The organism is Actinokineospora sp. NPDC004072 (genome assembly GCF_053604195.1).
This window is the reverse complement of sequence record NZ_JBSGHB010000025.1, coordinates 36,436-57,659: the sequence shown is the minus strand read 5'-3', so window position 1 is coordinate 57,659 and position 21,224 is coordinate 36,436. Positions and strand designations below refer to the sequence as shown.

Here is a 21,224-nt window from a genome sequence, read left to right as displayed (position 1 = left end):
CTTGCCGGACTGCGCCGAACCGGCTGGTCACCACGGCGGCCCGGCCGTCGGCGGGTTGGCCCGTCACGCTGGCGTGCCTACCGTTGCTGGTCATCCGCCGCCCGTTTCGGCGGACTCACCGGTCCCGCGCGGGCCTGTCCCCGTCCCACCGCCCGCGCGGGCTACGCGAGGGGAGAACAGCGGACATGGCGCATGCTCGGAAGAGATCGATCCTGACCGGCGTGCTCGTCGTCGCAGGCGTGCTGGCCGCGCCGCCCGCGGCCGCCGAGGTGATCACCGCCGCCGATCCCGTGGACGGCAGCTACCTCGTCGTGCTCCGGGCGGGCCCGCCCGACGAGGTGGCCCGCGAGCTGACCGGCGAGCACGGCGGCGAGGTGGCCGCGGTTTACGCCAGCGCGCTCAAGGGATTCAGCGCGACCATGACCGAGGAGCAGGCCCGTGCGGTCGCCGCTGACTCCCGGGTGTCCTTCGTCGAACAGGACCGCCGGGTGGAGCTGGCCGACGTCCAGGTCGGCGCGCCGTGGGGCGTGGACCGGGTGGACCAGCGCTACCTCCCGCTGGACAACCGCTTCGTCTACACGGCCGCGGGCAGGCGCGTGGACATCTACGTCATCGACAGCGGCATCGCCATCGACCACCAGGACTTCGGCGGGCGCGCCCGGCACGGACGCGACGTGGTGGACGACGACGATGACGCCAGCGATTGCCTCGGCCACGGCACGCGCGTGGCCAGCGTCGCGGGCGGGACGACCCACGGCGTGGCCAAGCGCGCCGCGCTGGTCGGGGTCCGGGTCGTCGGCTGCGCGCCGACCGGCACCGCGACCGACCTCCTGGAGGGCATCGACTGGGTGACCCGCACCGCCGTCCAGCCCGCGGTGGCCATCCTGAGCCTGAGCACGGACGAGTCCCGCGCGATCAACCAGGCGGTGCTGGGGATGATGAACGCCGGCGTGGTCACCACCGTCGCCGCGGGCAACAACGGCGCCGACGCCTGCGGCCGCTCCCCGGCAGGGGCGCGCGAGGCGATCACCGTCGGCGCGACCGGCCGCGACGACGCCCGGGTCGCCAACCAGTACTGGACGTCGAACTACGGCTGGTGCGTGGACATCTGGGCCCCGGGCGAGGGCATCGCCTCCGCCGCGCACGACAGCGCCACCGGCACGACCACCGCGAGCGGCACCTCGATGGCGGCGGCGCACGTCGCGGGCGCGGCGGCGCTGGAGCTGGAGCGCCACCCGTACGCGGGCCACCACGGCGTGCTCGGCGCTCTGGTGAACAAGGCGACGCCGCAGGTCCTCACCAACCTCGGCCCCGGTTCGCCCAACCGCATGCTGTACTCCCGCGCCATCGACGACCCGCCGCCCTGCTACGGGGTCGGCAACTACACCGACGTGCCCATCCCTGATGCGGGGAGCGGCGTGACCAGCGCGGTCACCGTCGTCGACTGCCCCGGCAAGGCATCCGCCACGGCCAAGGTCCCGGTGAAGATCCGGCACACCTACATCGGCGACCTGATGATCCATCTGCTCGCGCCGGACGGTTCGTACTACCTGCTCAAGGCGCCCAACAGCGGCGACTCCCGCGACAACATCGACACCACCTACACGGTGAACCTCTCGGATGAGGACGCCGTGGGGGAGTGGCGCTTGCGGGTGCAGGACGTGTCCGCAGGCGACACCGGCTACCTCGACTCCTGGATCCTCATGCACGGGCGAACTGGGTGACCGACCGCGTGAGGGCGGCCAGCCCCGCCGCGGTGCGCGCCGTGCCCGCGACGACCCCGTCGGGGCGCACCAGCCGGTTGCCGACCGCGGTGAACCCGGCGTAGCCCGTCCCGGGCAGGACCCGGCCGCCGCCGCGGCGGACCAGCGGGCCGCGGGGCAGCCGGGGCGCGACCTCGGCCACCGGCAGGTGCGCCGCGGCGGCGAGCAGGCGCTGGCGGGCGCGGCCGCCCGTCATCGCCCAGCCGAGCAGCCGGGCGGCCCGGATGGTGGCCAGCGCGTGCGGGAGGCGTTCGGCCTGGTAGGTGTCGAGCAGGGCGTCGGGGGCGCCGCGGGTGAGCACGTGGTCGAGCTTCCACGCCAGGTTCACCGCGTCGCGCAGGCCCGCGCCGAGCCCCTGGCCCGCGAACGGCGGTGTCAGGTGCGCGGCGTCGCCCAGCAGGAACACCCGGCCGCGCCGCCACTGCCGGGCCACCCGCGCGTGGAAGGTGTAGCAGGCCCGGCGGATGGCGGTGCAGCCGTCGGGCAGCGGCAGGTCGTCGTCGCCGCCGACCAGCCGCCGCTCCCACCGGTACCGGTTGCCCACCACCCGCATGAACGTGGCGGGCCGCGGCGCGCACACTTGGTGCACGCCGTCCCACATCGGCAGCCGCGTGCTCGCCACGGCGTCCACCACCAGCCACCGCTCCGGCGGGCGCAGCTCGCGGACGCCGATGCCGAGCGAGCGCCGCACGACGCTGTCCGCGCCGTCGCAGCCCAGCACCGCGTCCGCGGCGATCCGCGTGCCGTCCGCGCACACGACCACTGGGCCGGGCTCGACCCCGGTGACCTCGACCCCGCGCCGCAGCACCCCGGGCGGCAGCGCCGCGGCCAGCACGGCGTCCAGCTCGGGCTGGTCGAACAGGGAGGCGTCCGGGTGGCCGAAGCGCCCGGTCGCCGCGCGCGGGAACTCGGCGAGCACCCGGTGCTCGGGGTCGACCAGCCGCAGCCCGGGCATCGCCCGGCTGATGCCCAGGAACCCCTCCAGCACGCCCGCCGCCCGCAGGATGTCGACCGCCTCGCCGTCGAGGTGCACCGCGCGGGGGAGCGGGTAGGGCAGCGGGTGGCGCTCCAGCACGGTCACCGCCAGCCCGCGCCCGGCCAGCAGCAGGGCGGCGGTCATCCCCACCGGCCCGGCGCCGACGATGACGACGCTCAGGGCTCGGCCACCAGCAGCGCGCCGGAGAGCGTCAGCCCCGGCCCGAACGCCAGCGCGACCACGGTGTCGCCGGGGTCGGGCCGTAACTCCCGCAGGATCAGCGGCACCGTCGCCGACGAGCAGTTGCCGTAGTCGGCCAGCACCTGGCGGGACTGGGCGAGCGCGTCACCGGGCAGCCCCAGGCCGCGCTCGACGGCGGTCAGGATGCGCGGGCCGCCCGGGTGCACCGCCCACCGGTCGACGTCGGCCGGGGAGAGCCCGTGCGGGGCCAGCAGGTCCTTGGCCAGCAGCTCGACCTCGACGCCGAGCACGTCGGGCACCCGGCGGGACAGGCCCATGCGGAAGCCCAGGTCGGTCACCTGCCAGGTCATGTGGTCGCTGGTGTCCGGGTGGGTGCGCCAGGCGGTGTCCACGATCCGCAGGCCCGGGCCGCTGTCGGGCACCAGCACCAGCGCGACGGCCGCGTCGCCGAAGAGGGCGTGGCAGACGATCTGCTCGGGGTCGTCGGTGGTCGGCTGGGCGTGCAGGGAGGTCAGCTCCAGGCACAGCAGCACCGCGGGCCTGCCGTTGGCGGTGACGTAGTCGCAGGCGCTGTCCAGGCCGGGCAGGGCCGCGTAGCAGCCCATGTGCCCGACGAGCAGCCTGCGCGCCCGCGGGTCCAGCGGCAGCGATCCGGCCAGCGCGATGTCCACCCCGGGCGTGCCGTAGCCGGTGCAGGAGGCGACCGCGAGCAGCCCGACGTCGGCGGCGTCCAGCCCGGCGTCGGTCAGCGCGGCGGCCACCGCCCGGTGGGCCAGCGGCGGGGCGGCGTCGGCGTAGCGGCGCATCCGGGCGGCGGTCGACCAGTGCGCGACGTCCTCGGTGCGCGGGTCGGCCACCGCGTGCCGCCGCCGCACCCCGGCGGCGGCGAAGATCCGCCCGGCGGCCCGGCTGCCTCCCAGCCGCGGGCTGAAGTGGCTGTCCCACACCGCCTGCTGGTCGACGGCCGGGGGCACGGCCACCCCGATCCCGCGGACGACGGCCTGTCGCTGCACGGTTCACCCCACCTTCCGCCCGACGCCTTGGAACAGCACACCCGTGTCCCGCACCGGTCGCATCCGGACGGTCCCGCGCCTGCCCAGCAGCCAGCCCACGACGTCGGTCAGGACGGGTCGGATGCCGCGCAGCCGAAGCCGGATACCCGCTTCCCGGGCGAACCTGACCAACGCCACCCGGTCCACCAGCAGCCGCGGGTCGTGCACCCCGGGCGGGGCCAGGCCGGGGACCCGCTCGGCCACGGTGATCGCCAGGAAGCGGGCCCGCCGGGTGGCCGCGAGGGTGTCGAGCACCAGCAGCCCGCCCGGGGCCAGCACGCGCCCGATCTCGCGCACCGCGGCGCCCAGGTCGGTGACGTGCTCCAGGATCTCCCCGGCGGCCACCACGTCGGCGCACCCGTCGCGCAGCGGCACCCGCAGCACGTCCCCGCGCACGGCGGCCACCCCGTGCGCGCGGGCCTGCGCCAGCCCGCTGGCCGACAGGTCCACCCCGACGTGGCGGTAGCCGCGCACGTGCGGGGCCAGCAGCCCGGCCCCGCAGCCGAGGTCCACCAGGACCGCGCCGGGGCGCTGCGGCGGCGGCACGGCAGCGCCGCGGGCGGCGGCCAGCCAGTGCAGCATGGCGAAGGCCCCCCGGGGTCGCCACCACTGGTCGGCGAGCCGGTCGTAGAGGCGGATGTCGTTCCTCGGCAACTGCTCGGTCGGTGGCACGTGCTCCAGGCTGGCACACTCGGGCCCGTGCAGCAGGCCGTGCGGACCGGGGCCGCCCTCGCGCTGGCGTGCCACCCCGCGCCCAGCCTCACCGTGACCGCGCTCGCCGCCGCCCTGGCCGCGGCCGCGGGCCGCTCCGCGGCGGGGGTGGCGGGCATCGCCGGCGCCGTCCTCTGTGGACAGCTCTCGGTCGGCTGGCTCAACGACCTGGTGGACGCCCCGCGCGACGCGGCGGTGGGCCGGGCGGGCAAGCCGGTGGCCGACGGCCGGGTGCCGCGGCGGACCGTCGGCATCGGGGTGGCGGTCGCCGCGGTGGCCGCGCTCGCGCTCACGGCGCTGTTCGGCCCGGTCGCCCTGCTCGCCCACGCGGTGGCGCTGGCCGCCGCCTGGGCCTACGACCTGGGGGTGAAGGCCACGGCGTTCTCGGTCCTGCCGTACGCGGTCGCGTTCGGGCTGCTGCCGGTGATCGCCGGGCTGGCCCCGGCGTGGCTGGTCGCCGCGGCGGCGACGCTGGGCAGCGGGGCGCACTTCGCCAACGCCCTGCCGGACCTGGCCGACGACGCGGCCACCGGCGTGCGCGGCCTGCCCCACCGCCTGGGCGCCCGCGCCTCGACCGCTGTCGCGGCCGCCCTGGTCCTGGTGACGGGGGTGATCGTCGCCGTCGGCCCGCCCGGTCCGGTGCCCGCGCTCGCCGTGGCCGCGATCGCGGTGTCCGCGGCGGTGGTGGCCGTGGGCGTGGCCCGGGGCGGGCGCGCCCCGTTCACGGCGGTGATGGCGGTGGCGCTGCTGGACGTGGTCGTCGCGGCCTGTGCACTCGGCTAGGAGCACCAGGGCTAGGGGCGCTGGGTCAGCGGGCGGTGGTCGAAGGCCAGCTTGAACGGGTTGAGGTTGGCAGGCATCGGGCCCGCGCTCAGCGGCTTGCGCGGGGTCAGTTCCGCCCGCGAGATCAGGGCGTGCACCAGCGTGGAGGCCAGGAACAGGGCGAGGTTGCGGCCGGGGCAACCTGCCGGACCCGCGCTGAAGGGCAGCAGGGCGGGGTTGAGCGCCGCCCGGCCGTCCAGCCACAGGTCCGGGTCGAAGCGGTCGCCGGAGTCGCGGTGGAACAGCGGGGTCAGCACCGCGACCGTCGTCCCGGCCGGGCCCCACGCGGTGGCCTCGGTGGTGTCCCGCAGGATCGCGGGCGTGGTCGGCCACAGCCGCAGCGACTCCAGCACGCACGCCCGCAGCACCGGCCGCCGGTCCTCCTCGTCGCGCACCCTGGCCAGCACCTCGGGGTGGCTGGTCACCAGCGCCAGGGTCCGCATGACCGTCATCCCGGTCGCGTCGAAGGCGAACAGCCACTGCGGGAACTGCTGGACCGCCTGCGACCCCTGGGCGGCGGTCATCCCCGCCAGGCTGCCCGGCTCGGCCCGGTCCAGGTGGTCCTGCAGGCGCTCGGCGAAGCGCTGCCGCCGCCGCGGGCGGCGCGGGTGCAGGTAGGACCAGTTCGCGTCCGACCGCAGCGTGTGCAGCAGATCGATCAGCTCGACGTCGTCGCGCGCGCCCTTGCCGAGGGTGACCCGCCGGACCAGCCGCCACCAGCCGTCGGCGAAGGTGGGCCAGTCCAGCCGCCTGCTGTCGAGCATCGCCTCGGCCTCGGCGCTGACCGCTGCGGCGAACGGCGCGGACAGCCGGTGCAGGGGCAGCGGGGTGTCGAGCACGTGCTCGGTGAAGCGGCGCCGGTCCCGCCGCGCGCCGGGCCGGGAGATGAGCAGGCCGTGCGGCTGGAAGCGGCTGAGCGCGGCCACCTTCTCCCGGTTCGCCGGGGAGAACGGCACCGGCGTCTCGGCCAGCACCGCGGCGGCGTCCTCGGCGGCCAGCGGCACCACGAACCGGCGACCGCCGAGCTGCGCCACCGCGGGACCGGGCCCGTAGCGCAGGCGCAGCCTGCGCAGCTCGTTGAGCATCGCCTGGTAGGCGCCGACCCGGTCCAGCAGGCCGACCATCCGCGGTCTGCGCACGATGAGACCGCTTGCGACCAGCGGAGACACGACGCGCAGACCCAGAAGTGCTGCGTCGGTCCTGGAGAGCGCCGTTGTAGTCCGCGGCACGGCCGTCCGTGTCATGAGGGCGGGTACCTCCCGCACTGGTCACGCAAACCGACCCATTCGGTGGCTGCGCGCACACGCTGGCGTCGATGAATCTCATGCTTGGTGTGCCGGTGACCCCCGGCCGCCGCACCATAGGGGGAAGCCCGCCTTCGGCCGCGATCGGAGCAGCCCATGCGTACGACCGACCCCCGAAGCCGCGTCGAGGCAGGCGCGACCATCGGCGTGGAGGAGGAGTTCCTGCTGGTCGACCCGCGGACCGCGGAGCCGGTCGACTGCGGGCCCGCCATCGTGGACCGGTGCCACGGCGCGCCGTGGACCCCGCAGTACGAGTTCGCCCGCAGCCAGGTGGAGGTGGCCACCGGGGTCTGCGAGTCGGCCGCCGACGCCGCCGCCCAGCTCGCCGACGCCCGCGCCCGGCTGGCCGAGCAGGCCCGCGGCCACGGCGCGCTGCTGGTGGCCTCCGGCTCGGCGATAGTGGCACCGCGGCCGCTGTCGCTGACCCCCGGCGCCCGGTACGCGCGCATCGCCGAGCACTACGGCGCCATGTTCGCCGACTACCTGTGCTGCGGCCTGCACGTCCACGTCGGCGTGCCGGACCGGGACGTGGCCGCCGCCCTGCTCAACTACGTCACGCCCTGGCTGCCGACGCTGCTGGCGCTGTCGACCAACTCGCCGCTGCGGCAGGGCAACGACCTGGGCTTCGCCAGCCTGCGCGCGCTGACCCAGGCGGGCTTCCCGGCCAGCGGGCCGCCGCCCTGGGTGGACTCCGCAGCCGACCACGACCGCCACATCGCCCGGCTGATCGACTGCGGGGTGCTCGTCGACGACCGCATCACCTTCTGGCAGGCCCGGCTCTCCCCGCACCTGCCGACCATCGAGATCCGGGTCGCCGACAGCGTGCCCACCCCCGCCGACGCGCTGCTGCTGGCCGCCCTGTGCCGGGCCATCGTGGTGACCGCGGCGGCCGAGCTGGCCGCGGGCGTGCCCGCGCCCCGGCCGGACCCCCGGGCGCTGTCGGCGGCCATGTGGGCCGCGGCCCGCCACGGCACCCGCGGCCCGGCCGTCGACCCGGTCACCCTGGCCCGCACCACCGCCCGCCGCAGGCTGGCCGCCCTCATGGAGCGCGTGCGGCCCGCGCTGGCCGAGTTCGGCGAGCTGCGCGCCGTCACCGCCGGGCTCGCCGAGCTGACCCGCCGCGGCACCGGGGCCGACCTGCAGCGCGCCGCGGCCCCCGGCGGGCCCGCGGCCGTCGCGGCCGTGCTCGCCGCGCACACCGCGGGGTTGACGCCGGTCGAAGCGGGATACACCCCGGTATGACCATGACCGCCGAGCCCTACGTCCCCGACCGGGGGAGCCTGGACGACCTGCGCGCCGCGGTGGGCGCCTGCCGCGGCTGCGACCTCTACCGCGACGCCACGCAGGCGGTGTTCGGCGCGGGCCCGGAGTCCGCGCGGCTGCTGCTTGTCGGCGAGCAGCCCGGCGACCGCGAGGACGTCGAGGGCGAGCCGTTCGTCGGCCCGGCGGGGCGCATCCTGGACAAGGCGCTGGCCGACGCGGGCATCGACCGCGACGAGGTGTACCTGACCAACGCCGTCAAGCACTTCAAGTTCCAGCGCTCGGAGCGGGGCAAGCAGCGCATCCACAAGACGCCGGGCCGCACGGAGGTCGTCGCCTGCACGCCGTGGCTGGTCGCCGAGGTCGAGCGGGTGGACCCGGAGCTGGTGGTCTGCCTCGGCGCGACCGCGGCCAAGGCGGTGCACGGCCCGAAGTTCCGGATCACCGCCGACCACGGCCGCGTCCTGTCCGCCCCGGACGGCCCCTTCGCAGGCCGGGGCATCCTCGCCACGACCCACCCGTCGGCCGTGCTGCGCTCCCGCGAGCGCGAGGAGGTGTACGCGGGGCTCGTCGCCGACCTGCGGGTGGCGGCGGGCTAGGGGGAGCGCCAGCCCTCGTCCTGGAGCGCGGCGCTGGCCTGCGGCCCCATGAGCAGCATGCCGCCGTCGACGACGTAGGACGCGCCGGTGACGTAGCCCGCGGCCGGGGTGGCCAGGAAGGCGATGACCGAGGCCACCTCGTGGGCGTGCCCCGGCCTGCCCAGCGGGTAGCCGGGGCGGGGCTGCTCGCGGGGGTCGACGTCCTCCTGGCCGGTCATCGGCGTGGAGATCTCGCCGGGGGCCACGGAGTTGACCGTGATGCCGTGCGGGGACAGCTCCATCGCCAGCACCTTGGTCAGCATGCCCAGGCCTGCCTTGGCCACGCAGTACGGACCGGCACCCATCAGCGGGGCGTGCTCGTGCACGCTGGTGACGTTGATGATCCGCCCGCCCCGTCCACCGTCGATCATGTGCCGGGCGGCGCGCTGGGCGCACAGGAACGCGCCGTTGAGGTCGACGTCGAGCACCGCCCGCCAGTCGTCGAAGTCCATGTCCAGCAGCGGGGTGGACGTGCCGGTGCCGGAGGCGTTCACCAGCACGTCCAGCCCGCCGAGGGCGTCGGCGGCCGCGTCGACCGCGCTCGCCGCCGTCGGCAGGTCGGTCAGGTCCATGCGGGTCACGAAGGAGCGGGCGCCCGCGGCCTCCACCTCGCGCGCGGTCTGCTCGGCCCCGGCCTCGTCCCGGTGCCAGGTGATCGCCACGTCCACCCCGGCGCGGGCGAACACGGCCGCGGTCGCCCGGCCGATCCCGGAGTCCGATCCGGTGACCAGGGCGCGCTGCGGCGCGCCGCGCCGGTCGCCGGGCAGCGGGGCGATCATGGCGGTCTCCTCTCAGCGCAGGCGCAGCGGCGCCAGCGGCAGCGGTTCATCGCCGTTGCGGTGGCGCAGCAGGATGCCCTCGCGCAGCGTCCACGGGCACAGCTCCACTTCGGACACCCCAAGCGTGCGCATCATGGTCCTGGCCACGATCGCGCCCGCGAGCACGTAGGGCGCGCGGGCGGCGGAGATGCCGCGCAGCCGGGCCCGGCGCGACGCGGGCAGGTCGGCCAGCCGGGGGATCCACTTGTCCAAATCGGACAGCGTCAGCACGGCGCCGCGGCCCTTGCCCGGCGGCCGGGCCCCCGCGAGCCTGCCGAGCTGCTGCAGGATCCGCGACGCGGCGACGGCGCGCTCGACGTCGGCGTCGGCCACCAGCTCGTCCAGCGAGCGCCGCACGTGCCGCTTGAGCCTGCGCAGGTCCTTCTCCGACGGCGGGTCCTTCTGCAGGAACGCCCTGGTCAGCGTGCCCGCGCCGAGCGGGAGCGACAGGGCCAGCTCGGGGCGGGGGTCCGCGCCGAGGACGATCTCGCTGGTCCCGCCGCCGACGTCGAGCAGCAGCATCCGGCCGGACTCGCCCGCCCAGTGCCGGGCCGCGTGGTAGGTGAGCCAGCCCTCCTGGGCGCCGGTGAGGAACTGCGGCCGCACCCCCACCGAGTCGTAGACGGCCTCCACGACCTCGTCGCGGTTGGCCGCGTCCCGCACGCAGGAGGTGGCGAAGCAGAACAGCTCCTGCACGCGCAGGTCACGGGCCGCGCCGACGGTCGCCCGGGCGGCCCGCACGACCTGGCGGACGCCGCGCTTGCTGAGCACGCCGTCCGGCCGGATCTCGCGGCCGAGCCGGGTCGGGAACTTGTACGCAGCAGTCTGCGGCCCGTCATCGGCCAGTTGCAGGCACGCCGATGTCGAGCCGATGTCGATGACCCCTACGCGGCCGCTCACCCGAGACGCTCCCTCCTCGATGCGGAAGTCACATCATGTCGGGAATCTACCCCGGCCGGTACCGGCCAAACGCCTGGTTCCACCGACCGGGGGGCGATCCGATGTGGCCGTCAGGCCGCCGTCAGCCGGATTCCCTTGGGGCCGTTGGACAAGGTCATCGCTTCTCCCTCCGTGCTCACTGCGGCCTTGCCCGAGAGCACCGCGACGATGGCGTCCTCGACGGCCATCACCTCCGGCGCGCACGCCATCCGGGTGAGCACGGGCGGCTCGAAGACGATCGCCGCGCCGCTGAGCCGGTAGCCCGCCGAGCCGGTGTTGCAGCCGGTGTCGACGGCCACCCGGTCGGCGCTGAACACCAGGGTCGCGCGGGCGGGCACGGAGGCGGCGACCTCGCCGTCGATGAGGGTGTCGACCACCCAGGTCGTGCCCAGCAGCGGCGGGACGGCGGGCCGGGCCAGCACGAGCTCCACGCCCTCGGCGGCGAGCACCAGGCGCTCGCCGTCCAGCCGCCACGTCGGGGCGGCGGCCAGCCAGCCCGCCAGCCACTCGTCCTGGGCGTGGCGGTCGGGGTCGCAGCCCATCTCGGTGACGGCCAGGTCGGTGACCACGACCTTGCCGCCCCCGGTCTCGACCGGGCCGCTGATGGTGTTGCACCCGGCGCTGGCCAGCAGCCTGCCGTCGCCGGTGAACTCCAGCCGGACCCGGGTGCCCTCGACCAGGTCGCGGCCGGACTCGCTGAGGTAGGCCCCGGACGGCCCGCCCGCGCCGGGGCCGACGCCGACGGGCGTCGCGCCGCCTCCGCAGGCCGTCGCGGCCGCCAGCAGGACCAGTGCTCCGAGGAAGGTCTTCATGCGCGGAGGACGGGAGGGGCGGCCCGGGGGGTTGCCTGGCTCGCCCGATGGTGTGCCTGCCCGGCGGAACCCACCGGGCAGGCATCCGATCATCCTGCGTTCAGCGCGAGGTCGTCGAGCACGAACGAGGTCTGCAGGGACCAGTCCTCGCTGCCGGTGAAGCTGATCGACACCGTCTGGCCCGCGTAGGCGCCCACGTCGAAGGTCCGCAGCGCGTAGCCGGACTCGTCCACATTGGAGTAGGTCGCCAGCGTGGTCGAGCCGATCTTCACCGTGAACGTGTCGTACACCGTCGAGCCGGACTCCGCGGAGTCGATCTTCAGGTACATCGACAGGGTGGACTCGGTGCAGCCCTCCGGGATCGCCACCGTCTGGGTCAGGGTCTCGGACTCGCTGTAGCCGTACCCGCTGATCCACGCCGACCGGGTGCCCGAGCGCGGCGCGCCTGCGCCGGACCAGCTGTGGATGGTCCACGTGGCGTCGGACCAGCCGGTGGTGCCGCTCTCGAAGCCGGGGTTGACCAGCTTCTGGCCGGGGCTGACGCAGTCGCCGCCGCCCCCGTCCTCCTTCTCGATGATCCAGGTGAAGGAGGTGCTGTCGCTGCCGCCCCGGCTGTCGGTCACGGTCGCGGTGACCGAGTAGGCGTCGGCCACCGTCGGCGTGCCGGAGATCAGGCCGGTTGCGGAGTTGATCGAGAGCCCGGTGGGCAGGCCGGTGGCCGACCAGGTGTAGGGCGTCGCGCCGCCCGCGGCGCTCAGCTGCAGGCTCACCGGGGTGCCGATGACGTCCTGCTGCTGGCCCGGGTCGGTGATGGTCGGCCCGGTCGGCGGCTCACCGGGGGTGACGTAGAGCAGCCGGTTGGGGGAGCCGGTGCCCGGGTTGCTGATCTTGTTGGGGGTCGACGCCGAGGTCATCGCGGTGGCCACCTGCGCCGGGGTCAGCGACGGGGAGGCGGCCAGGATGAGCGCCGCGGCGCCAGCGACGTGCGGGGACGCCATCGAGGTGCCGCTGATGGTGTTGGTCGCGGTGTCGCTGGTGTTCCACGGCGCGGTGATGTCCTGCCCGGGCGCGAAGATGTCGGTGCAGGTGCCGTAGTTGGAGAACGACGCCCGCGCGTCCCCGTTGGTGCTGGCGTTGACCGTGATGGCCTCCGGCATGCGGGCCGGGGTGAAGTTGCAGGCGTCGGCGTTGGAGTTGCCCGAGGCGATGGCGTAGGTGACCCCGGAGGAGATGGAGTTGCGGACGGCGTTCTCCAGCGTCGCGTTGGTGCCGGACGCGCCCAGGCTCATGTTCGCCACGGCGGGCCGGTTCGCGTTGCCCGTCACCCAGTCCACGCCCGCGGTGACCCCGGCGAGGGTGCCCGAGCCCTGGCAGTCGAGGACCTTCACCGCGACCAGCCGCGTGGCCTTGGCCACGCCGTGGGCGCTGCCGCCGACGGTGCCTGCGACGTGGGTGCCGTGGCCGTTGCAGTCGGTGTTGTTGCTGTCGACGGTGTTGGTGCCCCAGCTCGCCCGGCCGCCGAAGTCGCTGTGCGTGGTCCGGATGCCGGTGTCGATGATGTACGCGGTCACCCCGGCGCCGTCGTTGGGGGAGGTGTAGCTGTTGTCCAGCGGCAGATCCCGCTGATCGATGCGGTCCAGGCCCCACGACGGCGGGTTGGGCTGCACACCGGCGATCCGCACGGTGGCGTTCTGCTCGACGTAGGCCACGCCGGGGTCGGCGGCCAGCTGCCGGGCCGCCTTCGCCGGGAGCGTCCCGGCGAAGCCGCGTACCGCGTGCCGGAAGGTGTGCTCGACGCTCGCGCCGTACTTGCGCGCCAGGCCGTCCACGCTGGCTGCGGCAGCGTCCTTGAAGACGACGAGGTAGCTGTTCGGGATGGCGCCCGGGCGGTCGGCGCCCAGCACGACGCCCTCGGCAGCGGCGGCGGGCGGGGCGAGCACGGCGATCGCGGTGGCGGCGGCGACGCCCGCCCCGGTCCATCTCCTGGGCAGGGCGCGGCGGTCAGGTCGTCCCATGGAATCGTCTCCCTGGTCGGGTGCGAGACCCGCGGGCGGGGAGCAGCCTGCCCGCAGGCAACAGGGTGTGGAACGTCCGCGCGGACGATTTGCACGTTAGACGAGGTAAACGCAGAAAACCATTGCCAGTATTGCCACTGGGACGTTGGCACCAATGGAGGGACCATGTTGGAGCATTCCCGGGTGGCCGCCCGGATTCCGGCGGCCGATCTGGACCGGGCCCGCGCCTTCTACGCCGAGAAGCTGGGCCTGCGGCCGGTCGCCGAGCGGCCCGGGGGCCTGCTGTACCGGTGCGGTGGCGCGGAGTTCGCGCTCTTCCGCTCGGCCGGGGCGGCGTCGGGGGAGCACACGCAGCTGGCGTGGGAGGTCGACGACCTCGACGCGGCGATGGCCCTGCTGCGCTCGCGCGGGGTCGAATTCCTCGATTATCCGTTCACTGTGGACGGAATTGCGGAGGTGGCGGGCCACTACCCCGGGAAGGGCACGGGGGAGCGGGCGGCCTGGTTCCGCGACAGCGAGGGGAATCTGCTCGGGATCGGCCAGGCGGTCTGACCGATCCCGAGCCCGGGTTCAGTGCGCCAACTCGGCGGCCAGGCGCTCGTCGCCGCTCTGGGTCTTGAGCGGCTTCTCCTTGATGAACAGCACCGCGACCAGGGCGGCGACGGCGAACGGCGCGCCGATGAGGAACAGCTCCGCGGTCGCCGATGCGTAGATCTCGGCGACCACCGCGCGCACCGGCTCCGGCAGGGTGGTCAGGTCGGGCACCTCGCTGGTCCCGCCGCCTGCGGCCGCGGGGCCGAAGCGCTCGGTCATCTGCCGGGTCACCGAGTTGGCCAGCACCGCGCCCAGCGCGCTGACCCCGACCGCGCCGCCGAGGCTGCGGAAGAAGGTCAGCGTCGAGGTGGTGGCGCCCAGGTCCTTGGCCGGGACGTCGTTCTGCGCGGCGACCACCAGGTTCTGCATCAGCATGCCGACGCCGACGCCCAGCACGCCCATGTGCACCGACACCAGCAGCACGCTGGTCTGGGCGTTGATGGTCGACAGCAGCACCATGCCCGCCACCATCACCGCGCCGCCCGCGACCAGGTAGACCTTCCACCGGCCGTAGCGGGAGATCAGCTGGCCCGCGACGGTGGAGGAGACCAGCAGGCCCAGGATCATCGGCAGGCTCATCAGGCCCGCCTGCGTCGGCGTCTTGCCCAGGGCGATCTGGAAGTACTGCGACAGGAACACCGTGCCGCCGAACATCGCCACGCCGACCAGCGTGCTGGCCACGGTGGTGAGCGTGACCGTGCGGTTGCGGAAGATCGTCAGCGGCACGATCGGGTCGGCCGCGCGGGTCTCCACCCACACCGCCAGGGCCAGCAGCACCACGCCGACCGAGACCAGCAGCGCGGTCCAGCCCGACGCCCAGGGGAACTGGTTGCCCGCCAGCGTCGACCACACCAGCAGCGTGGAGACGCCGCCGACGATCAGCGCCGCGCCCAGGTAGTCGATCTTGACCTCCTTGCGCACGACCGGCAGGTGCAGCGTGCGCTGCAGCAGCACGATCGAGGCCAGGGTGAACGGCACGCCGATGAGGAAGCACCAGCGCCAGCCCAGCCAGGAGGTGTCGACGATGACGCCGCCGATCAGCGGACCGGCGATGGTGCCCACGCCGAAGACCGCGCCGAAGATGCCCGCGTAGCGGCCCAGCTCGCGCGGCGGGATCATCGCCGCCATCACGATCGTGGCCAGCGCGGTCATGCCGCCCGCGCCCAGGCCCTGGGCGATGCGGCTGGCGATGAGCACCTCGACGTTGGGCGCGAGCCCGGCGATGAGCGAGCCCACCACGAACAGCCCGAGCGAGAGCTGGATGAGCAGCTTGCGGCTGTAGAGGTCGGCGAGCTTGCCCCACAGCGGCACGGTCGCCGTCATGGCCAGCAGCTCGGTGGTGACGATCCAGGTGTAGACCGACTGCGAGCCGTGGAGGTCGGCGACGATGCGCGGCAGCGCGTTCGCCACGATCGTCGAGGCCAGGATCGCCATGAACATGCCGAGCATGAGCCCGGACATGGCCTGGAGGATGTCCCGGCGCGACGCGGGCGCGGCCGCGGGCGGGTCTTGCGTGATGGACATGCGCGTCCTCGGGTGTGGGTGTTTCGACAGGGGTTCTCAGCGCGGGTCGGGCAGGCCCGCCGCGAGCAGCAGGAAGGACTCGTCGAGCAGCTCGGCGAGGGGCGGCGGGTCGGCCAGGGTGGACCAGCGGGTCAGGGCGACCCGGAAGGCCGCGCCCCCAGCGGCGGCCAGCAGCAGCGGGTAGGTGTCGGTGCGGCCCTGGCCGGTGCGCTCGGCGATCGCGGCCACGATCTGCCGCTCGGCCTCGGCGCCGCCCGCGAACGCCTTGGCCAGCAGCTCCGGGTGCCGGTCGAACACCGCGATCTGCAGCGTCCACAGCTTGTGGTCGCTGGCCAGCTCGGTGATCTCGGCCTGCAGCGCCTGCCGCAGCGCCTCGACCGGCGAGAGGTGCGCGGGCGCGTCGCCGATGCCCGCCCTGAGCCGCTCAGCGGACTCCGGGTCGGGCCCGACCAGGGCGTCTTCCTTGGTGGCGAAGTAGTTGAAGAACGTCCGCGGGGCCACGTCGGCCCGGCGGGCGATGTCCTCCACCGTCACGTGGTCGACGCCGCGCTCGTGAACCAGCTCCAGGGCCGCGCGCATCAGCGCCGAGCGCGTCTGGCGCTTCTTGCGGTCGCGGAGGTTCACCCGACCAGGGTAGCGGAGAAAAGTGCGCGTTGTGCAAGTTTGCAGTGACTGCGCACGTTGTGAGATAGGCCATTCGGGCGGTATGCGGTGGTATAGACCAACTCCTAGTGTGGTCCAGACCATACGAGAGGAGTGGCATGACCCGAGCCAGATGGGCAGCGGGCGCGGTGGCCGCCGCGCTGCTCGCCTCCGCGTTCGCCACCGCGCCTGCCCAGGCGCACCGCGGCGGCCACGGCCACCACCACGGCAACCACGGCCAGCACCACGGCGACCGCGTCGTCGGGTACTACACCCAGTGGAGTGGCTACGGCCGGAACTTCCTGGTCAGCGACCTGGTCAAGAACGGAACCGCGCCCCGGCTGACGCACCTGAACTACGCCTTCGGCTTCCTCGACGAGCAGGGCCGCTGCGTCAGCTCCGACCCCTGGGCGGACTACCAGCGCCCGTTCAGCGCCGAGCAGAGCGTCAGCGGCGTCGCCGACGTGGAGGGCCAGCCGCTGGCGGGCAACCTCAACCAGTTGCGCCAGCTCAAGAAGCGCTACCCCAAGCTGCGCGTGCTCATCTCCCTGGGCGGGTGGACGGGGTCGAAGTACTTCTCCAACGCCGCCCTCACCCGGCAGTCGCGCGCCGAGCACGTCCGCTCGTGCATCGACATGTGGATCAAGGGCAACCTGCCCGGGGCGGCGCCGGGCGCGGCCGCGGGGATCTTCGACGGCATCGACCTGGACTGGGAGTGGCCCGCGAGCGAGGCCGCGCCCGGCAACGTCGTGCGGCCGCAGGACCGGGAGAACTTCACCCTGCTGGTGAAGGAGTACCGCAAGCAGCTGGGCAAGCGCGCGGACCTGACCGCCTTCCTGCCTGCCAACCCGGGCATGGTGGAGCGCGGGTTCGAGGTCAAGAAGGTGTTCAAGGAGTTGACCTTCGCGACCATCCAGGGCTACGACTACCACGGCACGTGGGAGTCGGTGACCAACCAGCAGTCGTCGGTGCTCACCCCGCGCAACGGGCCGACCAACCCCGACTTCAGCTCCCAGGTCGCCGTCGACGCCTACCTCACCCGGGGCGCGCCCCGGGACAAGGTCGTGCTCGGGGTGCCGTTCTTCAGCCGCGGCTGGACCGGCGTCACCGGCGGCGGAGACGGGCTGTTCCAGCCGGCGGCCGGGCCCGCCCCGGCCACCTGGGAGCCGGGCTACGAGGACTACAAGAACCTCAAGCCCAAGCTCGGGGAGTTCACCGTCTACCGGGACAACCGCGCCGGGCACGCCTGGCTGTTCGACGGCACCACCTTCTGGACCTGGGACGACCCGGTCGAGATGAACCGCAAGGCCCGCTACATCAACAGCCGGGGCCTGGGCGGGGCGATGATCTGGTCGCTGGACGGCGACACCGCCGACGGCGAGCTGATCCGGGCCCTGCACCGGGGTCTGCGCGGCTGAGTGGAACCGATCTCCCGTCTGCGGTGTAGACAGTGCTGAGCACGGCAGACGGGAGCGGGTCGGATCGACGGCGATGACGCGGTGGCCAGGGTGCGCGCCGGGGACGTGGGCGCGTACGCCGAACTGGTGCGCGCCCACACCGGCGCGGCCCTGCGCGCCGCCCTGCTCTTCGGGGCGGGCGCGGACGCGGAGGACGTGGTGCAGGAATCGCTGGTCAAGGCGTTCCGGGCCCTCGGCGGCTTCCGCGACGGCGCGGCCTTCCGCCCCTGGCTGCTGCGCATCGTCGCCAACGAGACGCGCAACCTCGTGCGGTCGCGCCGCAGGCGGGGGCTGACCGAGGCCGCCGCGGCCGAGCCGGAGCTGCTGGCCGACCCGGCGGCCTCGGCCGCCGAGCGGGCCCGCCGCGCCGAGCTGCTCGGCGCGGTCGCCGCGCTGCCCGAGCGGTACCGGCAGGTCGTCACCTGCCGGTACCTGCTCGACCTGGACGAACGCGAGACGGCGACCGTGCTGGGCCTGCCGCGCGGCACCGTCAAGTCCCGCCTGTCGCGGGCGCTGCGCGCCCTCCGGGAGACCCTGCCGGAGGGCGCCCGTGTCTGATCCCCTGGCCGACGAGCTCCGCGAGCTGGGCCGGTCCATCAACCCCCCGGCGCCCCCCGACCTCACCGCGGCCGTGATGGCGCGGGTGGCCGCCGAGCCCCGGCCCGCCCGCCTGCGGCTGCGGGCGCTGCGCAGGCGGGCCGTCGCTGGCGGGCTCGCCGCGCTCGTGCTGGCGGGCGCGCTGACCCCGCCGGTGCGCGCGGCCGTCGTGGAGTGGCTCGGCATCGGCGCGGTCCAGATCCAGCCCGGCGTGGGCGACCCGCCCACCTCGGCCCCGCCGCCGCCGACGGCCGCCGGGCTGTCCCTGGCCGAGGCCCGCGCCCTGGCGGGCTTCCCGGTGGCCGTGCCAGCGCGGCTGGGCGAGCCCGATTCGGCCGCGGTGTCCGCCGACGGCCACGTCGTGTCCCTGTCCTGGCGCGACGGCGCGATCCGGCTCGACCAGGTGGCCGGGACGCTGGCCCCGTACTTCACGAAGCTGGTCTACGACCGCGTGCGGCACACGACCGTGCGCGGCGAGGCGGCGCTGTGGCTGGCGACGCCGCACGAGCTGGTGGTCGTGGCCCCGTCGGGGGAGCGCGTCGAGCCGCCCCGGCTGGCCGGGGCCACGCTGATCTGGCAGTCCGGCGGGGTCACCTTCCGACTGGAGGGCGAGCTGACCCTGGCCGAGGCCCTGGCGATCGCCGAATCCTGATCCGGGAACCCGGTCGGGGCCTGCGGTGTATGAGGGGCATGCGATCCCTTGCCCTGGTGTTCCTCGTCGCCATCGGCCTCGCGCTCGGCGCGGGCCCGGCCGCCGCGGGCGGGCCGACCAGCGTCCTGCTCGCCGCGCCCTCCGAAGCCCGCGTGGCGGCGCTCTACCACACCGACGCCGACTACACCGCCCTGCAGTCCCTCTTGGACGACGGCGCGGAGATCGAGGGCGCCAGCGACTTCGACAGCGGCCCGTATGTGACCGTGACCTGGCTCGTGCACGACGTGAGCGTCTGGCGGACCGACCGCATCCTGCTCGCCGAGGGCATTGTGGAGACGACGCTGATCATGGGTGCGCCGGAAGGCGCCGAGCCGGTGCGCCGCGCGCTGCGGCAGCCCGAGCGGCTCACCGAGGTGTTGGGGAGGCTGGGCTTCACCGGCGAGGCCACGCCCGCGGGCACGCAGGCCGTCGCCGCGCCGGTGGTCCCGGCAGCCCAGCAGGCGCCGGTCCCGGTCGAGCCGGGGACCGACGCCCGCTGGGAGTGGGGGATCGGCGGCCTCCTGCTGGGCGCGCTGGCCGCCGTCCTCGTTGTTCGCGCGAGGGCCGTCCGCGCCAGGGCGGTCAGGGCAGCGCGTTGAGGAACGGCTCGTGGTTGTTCTGGAACTCCCAGCCGTAGTAGCGGTCCCAGTTGATCGACCACGTCATCAACCCGCGGATCGACGGCGACGGCCCGCCGCGCAGCGTGTAGCCGCCGCAGTTCTGGTTGCGCGCCAGGCAGTTCAGCGCCTGGTGCACAGCCGGGGGCGGGGTGTAGCCGTTGCCCGCGCTGACGGCGGCGGGCAGGCCGAAGGCGATCTGGTCCTCGCGCAGGCCGGGGAAGCGGTGGCCGGTGTTGGCCACGGTGAACCCGGCCTTGATCATGTCGGTCATGGCGATGTGGAAGTCCGCGCCGCCCATGTTGTGGTACTGGTTGTCCAGGCCCATGACCGGTCCGGAGTTGTAGTCCTGCACGTGCAGCACGGTCAGCGCGTCGCGCATGGCGTGGATGACCGGCAGGTAGGAGCCGGTGCGGTTGTCGCCGCCGCCCGCCCCGCCGTAGAACTGGTAGCCGACCTGGACGAAGAACGTCTCCGGGGCCATCGTCAGCACGAACTTGCTGCCGTAGCGGGCCTTGAGGCTCTTCAGCGCCGAGATCAGGTTGACGATCACCGGGGTGGTGGGGTTGCGGAAGTCGGTGTCGCCCGCGTTGAGGTAGAGCGAGTGGCCCTCGAAGTCGATGTCCAGCCCGTCGAGGCCGTAGCGGTCGATGATGGCCGACACCGAGCTGACGAAGCGGTCGCGCGCGGCGGTCGTGGTCAGCTGCACCTGGCCGTTCTGGCCGCCGATGGAGATGAGGACCTTCTTGCCCTTGGCCTGCTTGGCGCGGATGGCGGCGATGAACTCCGCCTCGCTCTCCACGTTGGCGCACTCGGCCACCGGGCAGAGGGTGAAGCGGATGTCGCCTGAGGTCACGCTCGTCGGCTCGCCGAAGGCGAGGTTGATGATGTCCCAGGCGTCGGGGACGTCGGCCATGCGCACGTAGCCGGAGCCGTTGGCGAAGCTGGTGTGCAGGTAGCCGATGAGCGCGTGCTTGGGCAGTCCGGTGTCGACGCACCCGGTCGTGGTCGCGCTCGCCTCGGGGCTGCGCGCGGACTCGCCGTTGGCGTTGTGGGCGGTGACGGTGAAGGTGTGGGTCTCGCAGGCGCCCAGGCCGCTGATCGTCGTGGACGTCCCGGTGGTGGTGGCGCGCAGCGTCGAGCCCTCGTACACCCGGTAGCCCGCGGCGCCGGTGACCGACGGCCACGACAGGGCGATCGAGGTGTCGGTGACCGCGCCCGCCGTCGGCCTGCCGGGGGCCGCGGGCGCGCCGGGACCGCCGCCGGGGCCGTCGAAGCTGATGTCGTCGGCGTAGTAGGTGCCCGAGCCGTACCAGCCGTGCAGGAACAGCTGCGCGCTGGTCTGGTTGGCGCCGGTGGTGAAGCTGACCGTCAGCTTGGTGTAGGCCGACGCGCCCGTCCAGGTGGACGGGCCGCCGGTGACCCCGAGGTACACCGGGTTCCCGCGCACCCAGGCCGACACCTCGTAGGTCGTGTTCGGCACGACGGAGACGGTCTGGGTGCAGCGGGCGTTGTCCGACGGGGTGGCGTTGCCCGCCAGCGCGTGGCTGCCGGTGCGCGCGGTGCTGCTCACCGACGCGGACGTGCAGGTCCAGCCGCTGAGCGTCCCGTCCTCGAACCCGGGGTTGACCAGCAGATTGGCGGCGTTCGCCAGACCCGGGGCGGCTGCGAGGCCGCCAGCGGTCAGCGCCAGCACCGCGGCGACCGCGGCGCTCCGGCGGCGAACGAGGACGTGGTTCATCGACGACCTCCTCCAGCGGCGCGCAGGGAAGCGCCGCCTCGGGGTATTGT

General features: G+C 74.4%; 20 protein-coding genes. 9 read left to right on the top strand and 11 right to left on the bottom strand.

What is annotated here, in order from left to right; genetic code table 11:
* Positions 1-221: 221 nt before the first annotated feature.
* Positions 222-1,724, top strand: a complete 1,503-nt coding sequence (locus ACWEPX_RS29510) for a S8 family serine peptidase (RefSeq protein WP_451900527.1) — start codon at positions 222-224, stop codon at positions 1,722-1,724.
* Here the strand turns inward: ACWEPX_RS29510 and ACWEPX_RS29505 are convergent.
* Genes ACWEPX_RS29505 through ACWEPX_RS29495 form a run of 3 tightly spaced genes read right to left on the bottom strand, consistent with a single transcriptional unit; the run spans position 1,702 to position 4,664 of the window.
* Complete coding sequence (locus ACWEPX_RS29505) at positions 1,702-2,907, bottom strand: FAD-dependent monooxygenase (protein ID WP_451900563.1); 1,206 nt, start codon at positions 2,905-2,907, stop codon at positions 1,702-1,704. The genes ACWEPX_RS29510 and ACWEPX_RS29505 overlap by 23 nt on opposite strands.
* A gap of 8 nt (positions 2,908-2,915) precedes the next feature.
* Positions 2,916-3,953, bottom strand: coding sequence for a type III polyketide synthase (locus ACWEPX_RS29500; RefSeq protein WP_451900526.1), 1,038 nt, complete (start codon positions 3,951-3,953; stop codon positions 2,916-2,918).
* A 3-nt stretch (positions 3,954-3,956) separates the two neighbouring features.
* Positions 3,957-4,664, bottom strand: coding sequence for a methyltransferase domain-containing protein (locus tag ACWEPX_RS29495; protein WP_451900525.1), 708 nt, complete (start codon positions 4,662-4,664; stop codon positions 3,957-3,959).
* A gap of 27 nt (positions 4,665-4,691) precedes the next feature.
* Here ACWEPX_RS29495 and ACWEPX_RS29490 point away from each other — a divergent pair, with 27 nt between their 5' ends.
* Entirely contained in the window at positions 4,692-5,486 is a 795-nt protein-coding gene (locus ACWEPX_RS29490; protein WP_451900524.1) for a UbiA family prenyltransferase, read from the top strand.
* 11 nt (positions 5,487-5,497) lie between these two features.
* On the opposite strand, the gene ACWEPX_RS29485 is transcribed toward ACWEPX_RS29490, so the two are convergent.
* On the bottom strand, positions 5,498-6,664 hold the full coding sequence (locus ACWEPX_RS29485; protein WP_451900523.1) for a cytochrome P450: 1,167 nt from the start codon (positions 6,662-6,664) through the stop codon (positions 5,498-5,500).
* 261 nt (positions 6,665-6,925) lie between these two features.
* Here ACWEPX_RS29485 and ACWEPX_RS29480 point away from each other — a divergent pair, with 261 nt between their 5' ends.
* Positions 6,926-8,071: a carboxylate-amine ligase gene (locus ACWEPX_RS29480; protein WP_451900522.1), complete on the top strand. Its 1,146-nt coding sequence runs from the start codon at positions 6,926-6,928 to the stop codon at positions 8,069-8,071.
* A complete protein-coding gene (locus ACWEPX_RS29475) occupies positions 8,068-8,688 on the top strand; it encodes a UdgX family uracil-DNA binding protein (protein WP_451900521.1) in 621 nt (206 codons plus the stop codon). The genes ACWEPX_RS29480 and ACWEPX_RS29475 overlap by 4 nt, the downstream gene beginning before the upstream one ends.
* Here the strand turns inward: ACWEPX_RS29475 and ACWEPX_RS29470 are convergent.
* The 4 genes from ACWEPX_RS29470 to ACWEPX_RS29455 all read right to left on the bottom strand — a co-directional run bounded on the left by ACWEPX_RS29470 (position 8,685) and on the right by ACWEPX_RS29455 (position 13,311).
* Complete coding sequence (locus tag ACWEPX_RS29470) at positions 8,685-9,506, bottom strand: SDR family oxidoreductase (protein ID WP_451900520.1); 822 nt, start codon at positions 9,504-9,506, stop codon at positions 8,685-8,687. The genes ACWEPX_RS29475 and ACWEPX_RS29470 overlap by 4 nt on opposite strands.
* Positions 9,507-9,518: 12 nt before the next feature.
* Positions 9,519-10,445, bottom strand: a complete 927-nt coding sequence (locus ACWEPX_RS29465) for a Ppx/GppA phosphatase family protein (RefSeq protein WP_451900519.1) — start codon at positions 10,443-10,445, stop codon at positions 9,519-9,521.
* 110 nt (positions 10,446-10,555) lie between these two features.
* Entirely contained in the window at positions 10,556-11,296 is a 741-nt protein-coding gene (locus ACWEPX_RS29460) for an META domain-containing protein (RefSeq protein ID WP_451900518.1), read from the bottom strand.
* A gap of 89 nt (positions 11,297-11,385) precedes the next feature.
* Positions 11,386-13,311, bottom strand: a complete 1,926-nt coding sequence (locus tag ACWEPX_RS29455) for a S8 family serine peptidase (RefSeq protein WP_451900517.1) — start codon at positions 13,309-13,311, stop codon at positions 11,386-11,388.
* Positions 13,312-13,476: 165 nt separating this feature from the next.
* Here ACWEPX_RS29455 and ACWEPX_RS29450 point away from each other — a divergent pair, with 165 nt between their 5' ends.
* Positions 13,477-13,863, top strand: a complete 387-nt coding sequence (locus tag ACWEPX_RS29450; RefSeq protein ID WP_451900516.1) for a VOC family protein — start codon at positions 13,477-13,479, stop codon at positions 13,861-13,863.
* An 18-nt stretch (positions 13,864-13,881) separates the two neighbouring features.
* Here ACWEPX_RS29450 and ACWEPX_RS29445 read toward each other — a convergent pair whose 3' ends face one another.
* Positions 13,882-15,429 carry an MDR family MFS transporter gene (locus ACWEPX_RS29445; protein WP_451900515.1) on the bottom strand — a complete coding sequence of 516 codons (1,548 nt, stop codon included), beginning with the start codon at positions 15,427-15,429 and terminating at the stop codon, positions 13,882-13,884.
* A gap of 36 nt (positions 15,430-15,465) precedes the next feature.
* Positions 15,466-16,053: a TetR/AcrR family transcriptional regulator gene (locus ACWEPX_RS29440; protein WP_451900514.1), complete on the bottom strand. Its 588-nt coding sequence runs from the start codon at positions 16,051-16,053 to the stop codon at positions 15,466-15,468.
* A gap of 137 nt (positions 16,054-16,190) precedes the next feature.
* On the opposite strand from ACWEPX_RS29440, the gene ACWEPX_RS29435 reads away from it, so the two are divergent.
* The 4 genes from ACWEPX_RS29435 (at position 16,191) to ACWEPX_RS29420 (ending at position 19,415) form a co-directional block, all read left to right on the top strand.
* Positions 16,191-17,489: a glycoside hydrolase family 18 protein gene (locus ACWEPX_RS29435; RefSeq protein WP_451900513.1), complete on the top strand. Its 1,299-nt coding sequence runs from the start codon at positions 16,191-16,193 to the stop codon at positions 17,487-17,489.
* 81 nt (positions 17,490-17,570) lie between these two features.
* Entirely contained in the window at positions 17,571-18,086 is a 516-nt protein-coding gene (locus tag ACWEPX_RS29430) for an RNA polymerase sigma factor (RefSeq protein WP_451900512.1), read from the top strand.
* Positions 18,079-18,777: a hypothetical protein gene (locus tag ACWEPX_RS29425; protein ID WP_451900511.1), complete on the top strand. Its 699-nt coding sequence runs from the start codon at positions 18,079-18,081 to the stop codon at positions 18,775-18,777. Before ACWEPX_RS29430 ends, ACWEPX_RS29425 begins: the two co-directional genes overlap by 8 nt.
* A gap of 38 nt (positions 18,778-18,815) precedes the next feature.
* Positions 18,816-19,415: a hypothetical protein gene (locus ACWEPX_RS29420; RefSeq protein ID WP_451900510.1), complete on the top strand. Its 600-nt coding sequence runs from the start codon at positions 18,816-18,818 to the stop codon at positions 19,413-19,415.
* On the opposite strand, the gene ACWEPX_RS29415 is transcribed toward ACWEPX_RS29420, so the two are convergent.
* Complete coding sequence (locus ACWEPX_RS29415; protein WP_451900509.1) at positions 19,399-21,174, bottom strand: chitinase; 1,776 nt, start codon at positions 21,172-21,174, stop codon at positions 19,399-19,401. The two genes, ACWEPX_RS29420 and ACWEPX_RS29415, sit on opposite strands and share 17 nt — an antisense overlap.
* Positions 21,175-21,224 lie beyond the last annotated feature (50 nt).